Raw genomic sequence first — 14,900 nt, 5'->3', positions numbered from 1 at the left:
GCTTTACGCAATGAAGCTTGAAATCAAAACTGTGTTTCTTTTTTTTTGTCATAAAAATGCCCCCAGAAAGTGTCTAACTTTTTGGGGGCATTGCAAAAGGTACCCTTTTATATTAAATAAGAAATGATTTACAATGAGAAGGAAAAAATGCAACGACTAAATCCGTTACTCCATTTCCTGGAGATTTTCTCCATGTTACGCCACCGTTTATGGTTACTATTTCGTATCCGGCCGGTTCCGTGCCAATTTTAGTAAAGCTAAACTGATGCCATCCCTGGTCGGTTAAAATTGCATCTAATATATAATACCCTTCCTTTTTAACCAATTCCTCTCTGGTTAAATCCCTTAAATTGTCGAGTTCATTTGCAGAAATGACAAAACCAGAGAATTTGTACATTTTCCATAATGGGGAAGGCATATTGATGTTGTCTATGGTGAACTCCACACCCGGGAAATTAAATCTTTGCACCATGATCAATTGATCATTGGGTAATACATTGTTAGTCTGGAGTTTTTGATTTTGTGTGTAGCGAACTGAACCGATCTGCTGAAGGGATTGATTTCCCGCTTTCATCATCAGATTATCCAAACCATCAATCTTACAATTAATGAGTCTGTATAAAATGGAATTACTGACATACCCCGAAAAAGTAGGATTGTTCGAAGCGGTTCCTACGTTGTTGAAGTAGCAATTGTTGAACATTACAGTTTTTGCTCCATCATAAAAGCTAAATTCCTTTCCATTTCCTATGAATCTGCAATTTTCAAACAGTTCTGTGTTTCCCAGTAAAAAGTTCTTTGCAGGTTCCCCGACGAAATAGAAGTTACTTTCTTTAAATATAACCTGCGAATTTGATTCATAGGTTATCTCAATAGCTGGCATCCCTCCAACTGATTCATTTCCATCAAGATAATTAAGGTGTAAATTACAATTGGAAATGGTGTATTTTGGAGAGTTTACTGAGTTTCCGAGTAAAGAGTTGAAATTTAAGAATTCACAATTGGAGATTTTTATAAGATAATCTTCAGCTTGTTCTATATGGATACATTTTGCAAAGTTATCCATTCTTAAAGCATCAATACTTATTGTTGATTTTGCTTCATGTTTTTCACAAAACTCGAATACAATTCCTGACCTGCTTCTTACCTTGTATTTTGGGCCTTTTATACCTTTTAAGTTACATCCTTCAATTTGAATATTAGATTTTTCTTTTGTTGCCATAATATGGATACATTCTCCAAAGCTGTCTTTCCCTGAATATTCGTTATCGCTGATTACGTCAAATTTATCTCTATAGCCCACGTGATCAAAATCAGTGTTTCTGATCGTCAGTGTTTTAGGGCCTAATATTCTGATTCCCGAACCAATGCAATCTTTGATCAGTACTTTCTGTATGTCAATTATTGCTGCAGAAATTTGTAGGGGAATGGCTATATTGATTGGGTTTAGTTGTTTTTCAATAACAGGGAAGGCTGATGCATCGAATGTCAGACTTCCGATAATACTTACCTCAGCACCTGTATTGTTATCAAATGCTCTTTCTACTTTACCCTCTGGAAGTGGCCAGATAATATCTGGTCCGATAGCGAAAAAAACATACTCATTATTGAGATCGTGGGTCAGTTTAAAGATATTCTGACTGCTTGCCAATATCTCATTTGGTTTAATTACTGCCCCATTAGAAGATATCCAGAATTTGCAGGACTGGTCAGGCGGTAATTTAATTCTTACCGTCCTTGTAATATTATAGCTTTTATGATCAGCCGAATCAAGTATTTTGATACCTACCTTCAGGTTTAAAGCAGCAGTTGCAGCGGCTTCAAAGGCTGCTGCATTGTCAAAAACTCCATCTGCCAATGCCCCGTATCTAGCTACATCTATATCCGAACCGTCATGGTCCAGCATAAAATAAGCGTCGTTTTTTTTTATGTAAACGATACCGTCTATATCTTTATCAGTTAGCGGGCTGCCATCAGGAAGATCATAAACCTTACTATAGGTCATGTATTTTTCCGTATAGGGATCTAATACATTGAGCAGTTTATTATCTTTTTCTACCGCGTTTTTAAGATCGTTAGAAAATGCAACAGTATTTGTACTGTTCGTCTTTACAGAGTTGTTTTCAGCCATTGTCATATATTTAAGATTAATCCACCAACCAGATTTTGTTCAAAGGAGTAACATGCGCGCTATGTTATTCTGTTTAATTTCTTTCTGGTGATGTTTTATTTTAAATATGAGGTAAAAAAAGTATGACTATGCTTTGTTAGGATAACTAGCAGTTTAATAGGTTGGTTTTCAGATTAAAAGCAAAAGCAGGTTATTGTCCTCAGAAATGGCTTCTTTGAGAATAATAACCTGCTTTTATCTGATGCTTCTCTGTATAGAAGAATTAGTTGACCAGTGCCTCTTCGGCTACAACCGCCTGGATCTGCTGATCAGTATAGGTAAACTTGCCCGTATGTGCTATGAATATATCTTTTTGGACCAGTAAATCTTTATTTGCCAACAGCGATTTCAGACTTACACTTCCGATCACGTATTTAAAGTCATTCCTCGAGAAACGCTCTACAATGTTTTCAATCTTTAGTTTTTCTACAGTATACTCATGTGTATATCTCAGATATACTTCAATATTCACATTGTCAGTATGAATCAGGCCGTTCTGCTGATGATATTTCTTATACTCATATCTGTAACCATATCTCAGGGCTGCGATATCCGAAAGCACTGCTGCTCCGGTTGGATGTCCGCCGGCTCCTTTTCCAAAAAAGAATTGTTTGTCAGCAAAAGCTGCCTGTACAGTCACACCATTATACTCGTTTTCTACATTAAACAGAAAATCATCCGACTTCACAAATTTTGGCAATACATAAGTTACAACCTGTTTTGTGCTGATCTTACGTGCAGTAGGGACCAGTTTGATTTTATAATTCTTTTCCCTTGCATACTGTATATCATGTTCAGACAAATTCTGGATACCGACATTCAGAATCTTATCCGGATTAATAAATAAGCCGTAAGCATGCGCTGTAGCAATGGCCAGTTTGAATTTCGGATCATAACCGCCTACATCCATAATCGGGTCAGTTTCTGCAAAACCCAGTGCCTGTGCCTCCAGTAATGCAGCTGCATAAGGTACATTTTCATTGAATATCTTGGATAAGATATAGTTTGACGAACCATTAAAGATTCCGCTTATGCCATGAAGCAATTCGTTATCATAGTATTCTTCCAGGTTTCTGATAATCGGGATACTTCCGCATACTGCACCCTCATACAGGAGTGAAGCACCATATTTAGCCTGTAATTCAACCAGCTCGGCCAAGTGATTGGCAATCATTTTTTTGTTGGCTGATACGACGTGTTTACCACTGGTTAAAGCTCTTTTAGCGATGATGAATGCTGCGTCAGCATCATCTATTAATTCTACGATAGTATTGATTTCAGGGTTGTCGAGAATTTCATCATGATTAGTTGTGAAAAGTCCAGGATCCAGGCTACGTTTTTTGTCGGGATTCTTGATCGCTATTTTAATGATCTCCAGGTTTAAGTCCTGGCCACGGATGATGTCATGTAATCCTTGTCCAACTACTCCAAAACCGAATATTCCAATTTTAAGTTTCGTGCTCATTTATGCTGTTTTATGCAGTTTAATAATTTTTTTATTTACACTTTCTTTAAGAAAGTTACCGATGATATTAGTCAGGATGTCAGTTTCAATCAGGAAACCATCATGTCCATAGGCCGATTTAATACTATGGAATTCTGCGCCCGGGATATGTTTTCCTAAAAACTCCTGTTCCGAAATTGGAAACAGAAAATCATTCTCAATTCCAATCACCAGTGTGTTTGATTTGATGGTATTCAGGGCATCAATGACGCTTTTCCTTCCCCGGCCCACATTATGGCTATCCATTGCTTTGGTTAAATACCAGTAGCTATAGGCATTATATCTTTTGCAAAGTTTTTCTCCCTGGTAATTCTGATAGGAGGAAGCGCGGAAATCACCTGTTTTTTCGTTAACACTTTCCAACTGTGTAGTGCTGTAAGCTTCGTAAGTACGATAAGAAAGCAAGGCTATGCTTCTGGCAACTTTCAGTCCTTTTACTCCGCCGTCAGGTTTCTGTGCATAAAAGCTGCGGTCTGCGGTAATAGCCAGCCGCTGACTTTCATTGAAAGCAATACCCCATGGGGAGTGAAAAGCATTGGTTGCTACCAGAATCAGATTTTCAATATTACTTCCTGCACTGATTGCCCACTCTGAAGCTTGTTGTCCGCCCAGTGAACCACCAATAAGCACCTTTATTTTTTTGATACCGAGATGTTCAGCCAGTAACTGATGCCCGTGTACCAGGTCTCTTATGGTAAATTCCGGGAAAGACAGATAGTATGGGGTTTCTGTAACGGGGTTGCTGCTCAGTGGATTTGTACTTCCGTAATGAGAACCGATCACAGTGGCACAGATGATAAAATGCTCTTCAGGATTAAATAAATTCTTTTCCCCGAATAACCCTTTCCACCAATCCAGTACATCTGCATTTGCAGTCAGCGCGTGACATGCCCAGATTACATTATCTTTAGCAGTATTTAGTTTCCCAAATGTCTGATAGCTGATTTGTAATCCGCGCAGTTTCTTCCCGTTCTCGAGTTTGAATTGTTTAGGATAGTTATATATATGTGTTGATGACATTGTTTTTGTCTTTTTTATGCTTTCCTAGTTTAATTTTTCAAAAGCCTGTTCAAAGTCGGCTTTGATATCATCGATATGTTCTATACCTACAGATACCCTGAGCAGTTGTGGAGTGATACCGGCGGCTGCCTGTTCTGTTTCGCTCAATTGCTGATGGGTGGTAGCAGAAGGCTGTATAATCAGCGTTTTGGCATCACCAACATTAGCCAGGTGGCTCACCAGCTGTAGTTCATTGACAAATTGAACGGCTTGTTCTTTACCTCCATGCAATTCGAAGGATAATACTGCACCAAATCCGTTTTTAAGATATTTTTTTGCATTCTGATGATAAGGACTACTTTCCAGACCAGGGTAAGAAACTTTTTTTACCGCCTCGTGGTTCTCCAGCCAGGTAGCCAGTGCCAATGCATTGTCCACATGTCTTTGTACTCTCAGAGATAAAGTTTCCAGTCCCTGAATCAGCAGGAAGGAGTTGAAAGGGGAGATAGCAGGACCGAAGTCCCTTAAGCCCTCTACTCTTGCTCGGATAATAAACTGGATGTTTCCGAAGTCACTGCCAATGCCAAATACATCATTGAAGACCAGACCATGATAACCTTCGGAAGGTGAACTGAACTGTTTGAATTTGCCGTTTCCCCAGTTGTAATTACCACCGTCAATAATCACCCCGCCAATACTGGTTCCGTGACCACCGATCCATTTTGTCGCAGATTCTACGACAATATGCGCACCATGTTCCAGGGGCTTGAATAAATAGCCGGCTGCGCCAAAAGTATTATCAACGATTAACGGAAGATCATATTTTTGAGCTATTAAGGCTAATTTGTCAAAATCCGGAATGCTGAAAGAGGGGTTGCCAATACTTTCCAGGTAAATGGCTTTTGTGTTTTTATCTATTTTTGATTCAAAGTCCTGGGTGTTATCACTCTCTGCAAAACGTACTTCAATCCCTAATCTTTTGAAGGCAACTTTAAACTGATTATAACTACCGCCATACAGGTGAGGGGAAGACACAAAATTATCTCCTGCCTCCAGTATATTGTTTAGCGCAATAAACTGGGCAGCTTGTCCTGAGGATACGGCGAGGGCTGCAACACCACCTTCCAGGGCAGCCACACGTTTTTCGAAAACGTCGGTGGTTGGGTTCATTAAACGGGTGTATATATTGCCGAATTCTTTCAGTGCGAATAGATTTGCACCATGTTCGGCACTTTTAAATCCATAAGAAGTAGTTTGGTATATAGGTACAGCTCTTGAACCGGTTGTTGGGTCGATTTCCTGGCCCGCATGAAGTTGTAATGTTTCGAATCTATAATTGGCTGACATGGTTTTGCTTGTTTAAAATAATGAATGGGTTTGTGTTACAGATAGATACGGTATGAACGCGTATAAGGGGTTGCGTACCTCTGAACAGAGGCCTTCCGGTTAATATTAATATTTTAAGGGAAGATTGTAGTTTAGCCGATGCAACAACACATACATGCAGTAGTTTGCTGTGTGCGGGTTGTGTAAAGAGCCGGTTCGCCTGAATGCGATTGTTGGTGTATTGTTTTCATTTGTCTTAATTTATCTTTCCAAAAAGCAATATGCTGATTGGTCAGGAATTGGCACCTTCTCCATTTGGGAGGGTTGCCAGTGGGTCTCGGAGCCTGTCTCTCGCCACTTCTTTATAAATCAAACCCGAAGGGGTTGACTTGAATAGCTTTCGCTATATGGTTACAAATGTAGTGTTATTGAAATTATTTCCAAAATAATATTCTGAAAAATAGTCAACATTCTGTTTATGAGTTGTTTAAAATTAAAATAGCCTCAACGTTTTGAGGCTATTTATTGGTTTTTTAACCTAAGGCAGCCGATAAATCAGCGATAAGGTCATCAATGTGTTCGAGTCCAACAGATACCCGAATTAAATTCTGTGGGGTTTTGGTATCCGGGCCTTCTACAGAAGCTCTGTGTTCGATTAAACTTTCCACTCCACCAAGGCTAGTAGCCTGTGCAAAAAGTTTTACTGTATTAACTACTCTTCTTGCATTGCCGGCATCGCCTTTGACCAGTATAGATAACATGCCGCCAAAAGCACTCATCTGTTTTTTTGCAATTTCATGCTGAGGGTGGGAGGGCAATCCAGGATAAAATACAGCTTCTATTTTCGGGTGGTCCGCTAAATACTGAGCCAGTGCCATACCGTTTTCTGCATGACCTCTCATCCTGTAGGGTAGTGTTTTAATACTTCTCAGTAAGAGATAGCAGTCAAACGGAGAGGGTACAGCCCCACCAATTTGCTGAATGTTCCTGATTTTGTCCCAGAACTCATTTTTAACAGCAGTAACCAGGATGCCGCCAAGAACATCGCTGTGGCCACCTATGTATTTGGTTGAAGAATGCATGACGATATCTGCTCCATGAAGGATGGGGTTCTGGAAACATGGAGAAGCAAAAGTACTGTCACAGGCCAGGATTAACTGATTTTTTTTAGCAATCGCAGCAATCGCAGCTATATCAGTGACCTTGAGCAGTGGATTGGACGGCGTCTCCATCCATATCATAGCCGTATTACTTTTAATATGATTTTCTATGGTCTGAAGTTGCGTCTGATCTACAAAGTCTATTTCCAGAATACCCGTAAAGATAGATAAGAGCTGTTTTTTAAATCCCCAGTACATATCATCGGGCGCAATAATATGGCTTCCGGGAGGGAGGGCCTGAAAAACCGACATTCCAGCGGTATTTCCTGATGAGAATGCGCAGCACTCTTCACCTTTCTCCAGATCGGCCATTACCTTCTCTAATGCGGAACGGTTAGGATTGCTGACACGGCTATACATATGTCCGCCCGGGTAGCCACCATTTTCATCTCTGAAGAAAGTTGTCGAAAGGCTGATAGGTGGAGTTACATCCCCTGTTGTACTGTGAGTTAAATTCCCGGCATGGATCGCAATGGTTTCGGTCTTCATAGAATTCGTCGTTTTAGTGTTTTTTGGCAGGATTTATGTAAGAGGTTTGAAAAAACACAAGTATATGAAAAGAATATTATTAATAGCAGCCATTTTATGTAGTTCATTAATGCTGTTACAAAGTTGTTCCCCTAAAGGTGCAACAGCAGGCTTAAAAAGAGGTAATGTGAGTGGTAATTGGGTTTTAAACGATATCACTTTTGATGGCGTACCCGCTGCTAATATCAAATCTCTTTTCAACGAAGCTTCATACAAATGTTTTATTGGCAGTACATGGAAACTGACAAATAGCGGAAATGGGACATATATGCTTCCTGGAACGGCTGACTGTCCTTCAAGAACGCAAAATATTTTCTGGTCTGTAAGCACTGCTGATCAGACTTTTCAGTTTAAGAAATTAAATGAGGGAGATAAAGCGAAAAATATAACAGAAGGTTATAGATTAGTACTTTCGCAGGCGACTGGTGATAATCTGGTTTTGAAATCACCTGTAGATTACGGAAACGGTTCAGCTTATATTATCATGAACTTCTCTAAAGCAATGAAATAGGCCTTACATCAAACATAACACCTTTTGAGCTGTCCCTTTTGAACAAAGGGGCAGCTTTTTTTTTATCTTTGAATCTTAAATCTATATAAGATGATAGAGTATGTTTTGCTGGTTGACGAACAGGATCATGAAATAGGGATCATGGAGAAAATGCTGGCCCATGAGCGGGCTTTGCTTCACCGGGCAATCTCTGTCTTTGTTTTTAATGATAAAAATGAGTTTCTGCTGCAAAAACGGGCTGCGGGAAAATATCATTCTCCATTGTTATGGACAAATACCTGTTGTTCTCATCCCAGGCCGGGGGAAACGCTGATTGATGCGGCAAACCGAAGACTAAAGGAAGAAATGGGTTTGAGTTGTTTACTGACGCACCAGTTTAGCTTTATCTATAAGGCTGTTTTGGAAAATGGGTTGACGGAACATGAGTTTGATCATGTTTTTTTTGGATGGAGTAATAATGCTCCTGTCCCTGATCCGGCAGAAGCCGCAGACTGGAAGTATCTTAGCCTGGAAGCGGTTGCCAGTGAAATTGCAATAAATCCAGAAGCCTATACTGTTTGGTTTAAGTTATTGCTGGATCAAATCAAAACTACCGGGAATAGTATTCAGAAACCTCTTTAAAACAAGTTTAAATAGCGCTGTATTTTATACCTTTTACATAAAGCTGACAGCTTCAGCATATTGTTACGCCGTTTTATCTTACTTTTGGATTCTAATCAATCAAAGATGGATACGACTGAAAAGCTTACTTTTATACTGAACAATGCTGATTTATCTCAGGAACTGAGAGGGATAGCGCAAAAAGTTCAGCAAAAAGAAAGAATCACTTTCGACGAAGGTGTTTACTTATATGAACATGCTGAACTGGGTTTTCTCGGTGTTTTAGCAAACTATATCAGAGAACAAAAGCACGGTGATAAGACTTACTTTAACCGTAATTTCCATATTGAGCCTACTAATGTTTGTGTTTATACCTGCAATTTCTGTTCTTATTCCCGTTTGATTAAAAATAAGGAAGATGGCTGGGAGATGAGCGTGGATGGAATGATGGATATCCTGAAAAAGTATGATAATGAGCCGGTAACTGAAGTACATGTTACAGGTGGTGTAGTACCTAAGCAGAATCTTGAGTTTTATGCCGATTTCTTCAGAAGGGTAAAAGCTCACCGTCCCGGATTACATATCAAGGCATTAACTCCTGTGGAGTGTTATTATATTTTCAAAAAAGCTAAACTCAGTCACTATGAAGGTTTGAAGTATTTCAAAGAAGCAGGACTGGATTCTATGCCAGGTGGAGGTGCAGAAATATTTCATCCTGAAGTAAGGGAGAAGATTGCGAATGATAAGTGTACTGCTGAACAGTGGCTTGATATTCACGAACAGGCACATAAACTAGGTTTGAAAACTAATGCGACTATGCTTTATGGTCATATTGAAGAGTTTAAGCACAGAGTAGACCATATGGAGCGTCTTCGTGAATTACAGGATAAAACCGGCGGTTTTCAGGCATTTATCCCTTTGAAATTCAGAAATCAGAATAACCAGATGGAACATGTTCCTGAAGTTTCTGTGATTGAAGATTTAAGAAATTATGCGGTTGCACGTATCTATCTGGATAATTTTGATCATATAAAGGCATACTGGGCTATGATCAGCCGTCAGACTGCGCAACTATCCCTGAATTTTGGAGTAGATGATATTGACGGTACACTGGATGATACCACTAAAATTTATTCAATGGCTGGTGCAGAAGAGCAAACTCCTGGCATGAGCACACGTGAACTGGCAAATCTGATTAAACAGGTAAACCGACAGCCTATAGAAAGAGATACTTTTTATAACGTAGTTACTGATTATACAGACTTTGTTTTTGAGGAAGAGGCGAAGCCTCAGTTTTATAAGTTGCCGGTCATTAATTAATGGATAAAGAAATATATATCATCCGTCACGGAGAGACGGATCTGAATAAACAGGGAATTATACAGGGCAGGGGGATAGACAGTGATTTAAATGATACTGGAAGAGCTCAGGCTGCTGCATTTTACAACAAGTATAAAGACTTCCCATTTGATAAAGTGTATACCTCAGCGCTTAAACGTACACAACAAACCATTCAGCAGTTTATTGATGCCGGGCTTCCCTGGGAAAAACATCCTCAACTGGACGAGCTTGCCTGGGGAGAATGGGAAGGTAAACAGACCAGTGAGGTCGCTATCGGTGCTTTTAAAGACATGACCGAAAAGTGGCAGAGCGGAGATTACCAGGCGCATTTTAAAGGTGGGGAAAGCCCTGCTGATGTGGCTGTCCGACTGAAAGAGATCATAGAGGTAATCAAATCCAGAACAGCTGAAAAGAAGATACTTATTTGTATGCACGGGCGTTCCTTGCGCTTGTTGCTGTGTCTGTTGAGTAACAGGCCAATGTCAGAGATGTATAATTACCCTCATCAGAATACAGGTCTGTACAAAATTGAATTGACTGGTGATACTTTTACGATTACAGACCGAAATAATACCGACCATTTAAACGCATAACATTGAACAAGATCAGAATTTCTGCCGTTGCCTATACCAATACTAAACCTTTCATTTACGGAATTAACCACTCGGCTGTTTCAGATCAGATAGAGCTGAGTTTAGATATCCCTTCAGATTGTGCTGCCAAGTTAATTAACGGAACTGTTGATGTAGGACTTATTCCTGTCGCTGCTATTCCACATGTACCAGGTGCTAATATTATCTCTGATTATTGCATAGGTTCGGTTGGAGCTGTAAATTCAGTATTTATTTTCAGTAGTGTTCCGGCAGCAGAAATCAAAACACTCAGATTAGATAGCCATTCCAGAACATCTAATAACCTGGCCAGGGTACTGTTGAAATTCCATTTTAAACAGGAAGTAACCTGCACTACCGATACTGATGCAGTAACTGATGCGATTGTGCTGATCGGGGACAGGACCTTTGGTAAAAAAGACGATTACGCCTATGCTTATGATATGGGCGAGGAGTGGATGAAATTCACTGGTCTTCCTTTTGTGTATGCGGCATGGGTAGCCAATAAGGTTATTCCGGAAGGCTTTATAAATGAGTTTAATGCAGCTTTGAAAAATGGTTTAGCAGCCCGGAAAGAGTTATTGAAAACGCTTCCTGCAAACCCTGTATTTGATCTGGATGACTACCTGATGCACAAACTGGACTTTGAGCTGACGGCACAGAAAAGAGAAGCCCTAGCACTGTTTTTGTCCTATATAGAACAGCTGTAGGCGATATCGGGAGCTATTTTTCCTCCTTTATTTTTCAAAAAAAACCTAAAGCTAATCCTTAGATAGTATATTTACATTTTTGTAACGTAACATATATTTTGGCTAAAGATAAGACGAAGGAAACACCATTAATGCAGCAGCACAATGCGATCAAGGCAAAGTATCCTGATGCATTATTATTGTTTAGGGTTGGGGATTTTTATGAGACTTTTGGCGAGGATGCCATCAAAACCTCTCAGATACTGGGGATAGTTTTAACAAGGAGAGCCAATGGCTCAGCAGCTTACATAGAGCTGGCTGGTTTTCCTCATCATTCTCTGGATACCTATCTCTCCAAATTAGTCCGTGCCGGTCAGCGTGTAGCTATCTGCGACCAGCTGGAAGACCCTAAAACGACTAAGACTATTGTGAAACGCGGAGTAACCGAGCTGGTTACGCCCGGAGTGGCTTATAATGACAATATTCTTAATCAAAAATCAAATAACTATTTAGGTGCAGTTTATTTTGAGAAATCATCAATCGGGGTTTCCTTTCTGGATATTTCTACGGGAGAGTTTCATGTTGCACAGGGAAATGCTGAATACATAGATAAACTTTTACAGGGTTTTAAACCAACGGAGGTTATTTTTCAAAAGAGTAAACGTCAGGAATTCTTTGAATTATTTGGTGATAAATTCTATACTTTTCCTCTCGATGACTGGGCTTTTACCAGTGATTATGCCAATGAGACATTAAATAAACATTTCGAAGTCAGCTCTTTAAAAGGTTTTGGCGTCGAGAAAATCCAGTTAGGTGTTATTGCTGCGGGAGTTGTCCTGCATTATCTGAACGAAACCGAACACCGGAATTTAAAACATATTACGACAATTTCCCGTCTGGAAGAAGATACCTATATGTGGCTGGATCGTTTTACGGTCCGGAACCTCGAACTGGTCAGTTCTGCAAACGAGAATGCAATGACGCTGTTTAATGTGCTTGATCAGACTTCAACCCCGATGGGTGCGAGGATGCTTCACAAATGGATCGTCATGCCATTGAAAGAACTGAAACCTATACAGGAACGTCTGGGAACAGTAGATTTTATGGTGAACCATGAAGGAATGATCGGCGAGTTTTTAACGCCGATCAAACTGATAGGTGACCTGGAGAGACTGATTTCTAAAGTCGGTTTGCTAAAATGCGGTCCGAGGGAATTGAGTCAGCTTAAAAAGGCACTGTTTTATATAGAGCAGATTAAAGAAACAGCCTTAACAGCAGAGAACCCTTATTTATCACAGCTGGCAGAACAGCTTGATCCATGTTTCAGTATCCGTGAAAAACTGGAAAGAGAACTTCAGCAGGATCCTCCGGCCTTATTAATTAAAGGGAATGTAATTGCGGATGGTGTCGATGAAGAATTAGACAGACTGCGCAAGATTTCTACCGGCGGAAAAGATTTCCTGGTCGAGATTCAAAAAAGAGAGGCAGCCAATACCGGAATACCTTCACTGAAAATATCATTTAACAATGTTTTCGGTTATTACCTCGAAGTTACCCATACCCATAAAGATAAAGTACCTGCAGAATGGACGCGTAAACAAACGCTGGTTAACGCAGAAAGATATATTACACCCGAACTGAAAGAATATGAAGAACAGATTCTGGGTGCAGAAGACAAAATACAACAGATAGAAGTCAGGCTGTACGAAGCGCTGATGCAGCAGGTTGCCGCTTATATCAGACCGATTCAGCTGAATGCTTATCTGGTGGCACAACTGGATGTGTTATTATGTTTTGCGCAGCTGGCCATTAAAAATCATTATGTAAAACCGGTCCTGAATGCTTCTAAGGTTCTGGATATTAAAGGTGGAAGACATCCGGTGATTGAGAAAAGGCTGCCTGTTGGGGAGGAGTATATTACCAATGATGTTTTCCTGGATAATAATACCCAGCAGATTATCATCATTACAGGCCCTAACATGTCCGGTAAATCAGCTATACTGAGACAAACCGGGATCATTGTCCTGATGGCACAGATGGGCTGTTTTGTCCCGGCAAAGGAAGCTCATATTGGTTTGGTGGACAAAATCTTCACCAGGGTAGGTGCTTCAGATAACCTGTCTTCCGGAGAAAGTACGTTCATGGTCGAAATGAACGAAACAGCCAGTATCCTGAATAATATTTCTGACAGGAGTCTGATCCTGCTGGACGAGATTGGAAGGGGTACCAGTACCTATGATGGTATTTCTATCGCCTGGGCAATTGCAGAGTTTCTGCATACACATCCGACAGCAAAACCTAAAACTTTATTTGCCACGCATTATCACGAATTGAATGAACTGGCCGGAACAATGAACCGGATCAAAAATTTCAATGTTTCTGTAAAGGAAGTAGGTAATAAAATTATATTCCTTCGTAAACTGATCCCTGGGGGAAGTGAGCATAGTTTTGGTATCCATGTCGCTAAGATTGCAGGTATGCCGCCAAAACTGATTAACCGTGCCAACGAGATCCTGAAAAAGCTGGAAATAGACAGAACAGAGGGGCAGAGTATCAAGGATAGTTTCAAGAAGGTACAAAATCAGGCCTACCAATTGCATATGTTTGCGGTAGATGATCCTGTACTGGTTCAGATCAGGGATGTGCTGAACAACCTGGATGTAAATGTGCTGACTCCTGTTGAGGCTTTGCTGAAGCTCGATGAGATCCAGAGATTAATTAAACAATAAAATATGGTGATATGACTTTACGCAGTATCCGTTGCTCTTATTTAATTATCCTGCTGGCTGCATTAACAGTTTTCTCTTCCTGCAGAAGCAGAAAAACAGCATCCTATAAGGAAAATAAGGAGGCAAAGGCCGCTGAGGTATTGTCAAATGTAAAAAGTAAAGCGTTATACCGTTTTATTACAGACTGGACCGGTGTTAGATACAGACTCGGCGGACTGGATAAAAATGGTATAGATTGTTCCGGATTTGCTTTACTTTTGAATAAGGAGATTTATGGATTAAAGTTACCAAGGCGGTCAAGAGACCAGGCAGATGTGATCAGGAATACAAATCCTTCGCAACTCAAAGAAGGAGATCTGATATTTTTTTCTTTCGGGGGCAATGGAATCGATCATGTAGGCGTTTATCTTAATCATGGTTTCTTTGTTCATGCATCTACGACACGGGGTGTGGTGGTGGATGACTTAACGCTTCCTGCCTATCAGCGGACACTGATTAAAGCAGGGCCTGTGAGAGATTAAAACTGGTAATTATATAAAGATGGAAGGCAGGAAACACGATATATCATTCTGGACTAAGTATAAAAAATTTGCTACAACTGAAATATTGATGTATCTTATTATGATAATTGGTATAGGATTGGGAATTATTTTACTAAGTTAATTGAAAATTTAAACCTAAATTTAAATCGTGGGATTGTATGGTCCTGTCTGAAAATAAAAATCACAACGC

The 14,900-nt window shown here is 40.0% G+C and carries 12 protein-coding genes and 1 riboswitch; of the genes, 7 read left to right on the top strand and 5 right to left on the bottom strand.

Features of this window, described 5'->3' with window-relative positions:
• Window positions 1-112 precede the first annotated feature (112 nt).
• The 5 genes from HDF25_RS05335 to HDF25_RS05315 all read right to left on the bottom strand — a co-directional run bounded on the left by HDF25_RS05335 (window position 113) and on the right by HDF25_RS05315 (window position 7,648).
• On the bottom strand, window positions 113-2,131 hold the full coding sequence (locus HDF25_RS05335; protein ID WP_184623498.1) for a right-handed parallel beta-helix repeat-containing protein: 2,019 nt from the start codon (window positions 2,129-2,131) through the stop codon (window positions 113-115).
• A 262-nt stretch (window positions 2,132-2,393) separates the two neighbouring features.
• Entirely contained in the window at window positions 2,394-3,635 is a 1,242-nt protein-coding gene (locus HDF25_RS05330; RefSeq protein ID WP_184623496.1) for a homoserine dehydrogenase, read from the bottom strand.
• Window positions 3,636-4,694 (bottom strand): homoserine O-acetyltransferase family protein, encoded by a 1,059-nt coding sequence (gene metX, locus HDF25_RS05325; protein WP_184623495.1) that lies wholly within the window; start codon window positions 4,692-4,694, stop codon window positions 3,636-3,638.
• 24 nt (window positions 4,695-4,718) lie between these two features.
• Window positions 4,719-6,020 (bottom strand): O-acetylhomoserine aminocarboxypropyltransferase/cysteine synthase family protein, encoded by a 1,302-nt coding sequence (locus tag HDF25_RS05320; protein ID WP_184623493.1) that lies wholly within the window; start codon window positions 6,018-6,020, stop codon window positions 4,719-4,721.
• Window positions 6,021-6,257: 237 nt separating this feature from the next.
• Window positions 6,258-6,370, bottom strand: a riboswitch (SAM riboswitch).
• Window positions 6,371-6,532: 162 nt separating this feature from the next.
• Window positions 6,533-7,648, bottom strand: coding sequence for a trans-sulfuration enzyme family protein (locus HDF25_RS05315; protein ID WP_184623492.1), 1,116 nt, complete (start codon window positions 7,646-7,648; stop codon window positions 6,533-6,535).
• Between the two features lie 64 nt (window positions 7,649-7,712).
• On the opposite strand from HDF25_RS05315, the gene HDF25_RS05310 reads away from it, so the two are divergent.
• The 7 genes from HDF25_RS05310 to HDF25_RS05280 all read left to right on the top strand — a co-directional run bounded on the left by HDF25_RS05310 (window position 7,713) and on the right by HDF25_RS05280 (window position 14,689).
• Window positions 7,713-8,198: a lipocalin family protein gene (locus tag HDF25_RS05310; RefSeq protein WP_184623491.1), complete on the top strand. Its 486-nt coding sequence runs from the start codon at window positions 7,713-7,715 to the stop codon at window positions 8,196-8,198.
• Window positions 8,199-8,288: 90 nt separating this feature from the next.
• The gene (idi, locus tag HDF25_RS05305; RefSeq protein WP_184623490.1) at window positions 8,289-8,819 is read left to right on the top strand and encodes an isopentenyl-diphosphate Delta-isomerase; all 531 of its coding nucleotides are present in this window, start codon (window positions 8,289-8,291) and stop codon (window positions 8,817-8,819) included.
• Window positions 8,820-8,924: 105 nt separating this feature from the next.
• A complete protein-coding gene (gene mqnE / locus HDF25_RS05300; RefSeq protein WP_184623489.1) occupies window positions 8,925-10,118 on the top strand; it encodes an aminofutalosine synthase MqnE in 1,194 nt (397 codons plus the stop codon).
• Window positions 10,118-10,732 carry a histidine phosphatase family protein gene (locus HDF25_RS05295; protein ID WP_184623488.1) on the top strand — a complete coding sequence of 205 codons (615 nt, stop codon included), beginning with the start codon at window positions 10,118-10,120 and terminating at the stop codon, window positions 10,730-10,732. Before mqnE ends, HDF25_RS05295 begins: the two co-directional genes overlap by 1 nt.
• Window positions 10,733-10,734: 2 nt before the next feature.
• Complete coding sequence (locus tag HDF25_RS05290; RefSeq protein WP_184623487.1) at window positions 10,735-11,460, top strand: menaquinone biosynthetic enzyme MqnA/MqnD family protein; 726 nt, start codon at window positions 10,735-10,737, stop codon at window positions 11,458-11,460.
• A gap of 98 nt (window positions 11,461-11,558) precedes the next feature.
• Entirely contained in the window at window positions 11,559-14,168 is a 2,610-nt protein-coding gene (mutS, locus tag HDF25_RS05285; protein ID WP_221450856.1) for a DNA mismatch repair protein MutS, read from the top strand.
• A gap of 11 nt (window positions 14,169-14,179) precedes the next feature.
• Window positions 14,180-14,689, top strand: a complete 510-nt coding sequence (locus tag HDF25_RS05280; RefSeq protein ID WP_184623485.1) for a C40 family peptidase — start codon at window positions 14,180-14,182, stop codon at window positions 14,687-14,689.
• The last annotated feature ends 211 nt before the right edge of the window (window positions 14,690-14,900 follow it).

The organism is Pedobacter cryoconitis (assembly GCF_014207135.1).
GTDB lineage: Bacteria > Bacteroidota > Bacteroidia > Sphingobacteriales > Sphingobacteriaceae > Pedobacter > Pedobacter cryoconitis_D.
The sequence above is the reverse complement of the archived record's forward strand: the minus strand, read 5'-3'. Positions and strand labels throughout refer to the sequence as shown.

Coding starts and splice junctions, on each gene's coding strand:
- HDF25_RS05335 (WP_184623498.1), bottom strand. CDS start 2,131: ATGGCTGAAAACAACTCTGTAAAGACGAACAGTACAAATACTGTTGCA.
- HDF25_RS05330 (WP_184623496.1), bottom strand. CDS start 3,635: ATGAGCACGAAACTTAAAATTGGAATATTCGGTTTTGGAGTAGTTGGA.
- metX (WP_184623495.1), bottom strand. CDS start 4,694: ATGTCATCAACACATATATATAACTATCCTAAACAATTCAAACTCGAG.
- HDF25_RS05320 (WP_184623493.1), bottom strand. CDS start 6,020: ATGTCAGCCAATTATAGATTCGAAACATTACAACTTCATGCGGGCCAG.
- HDF25_RS05315 (WP_184623492.1), bottom strand. CDS start 7,648: ATGAAGACCGAAACCATTGCGATCCATGCCGGGAATTTAACTCACAGT.
- HDF25_RS05310 (WP_184623491.1), top strand. CDS start 7,713: ATGAAAAGAATATTATTAATAGCAGCCATTTTATGTAGTTCATTAATG.
- idi (WP_184623490.1), top strand. CDS start 8,289: ATGATAGAGTATGTTTTGCTGGTTGACGAACAGGATCATGAAATAGGG.
- mqnE (WP_184623489.1), top strand. CDS start 8,925: ATGGATACGACTGAAAAGCTTACTTTTATACTGAACAATGCTGATTTA.
- HDF25_RS05295 (WP_184623488.1), top strand. CDS start 10,118: ATGGATAAAGAAATATATATCATCCGTCACGGAGAGACGGATCTGAAT.
- HDF25_RS05280 (WP_184623485.1), top strand. CDS start 14,180: ATGACTTTACGCAGTATCCGTTGCTCTTATTTAATTATCCTGCTGGCT.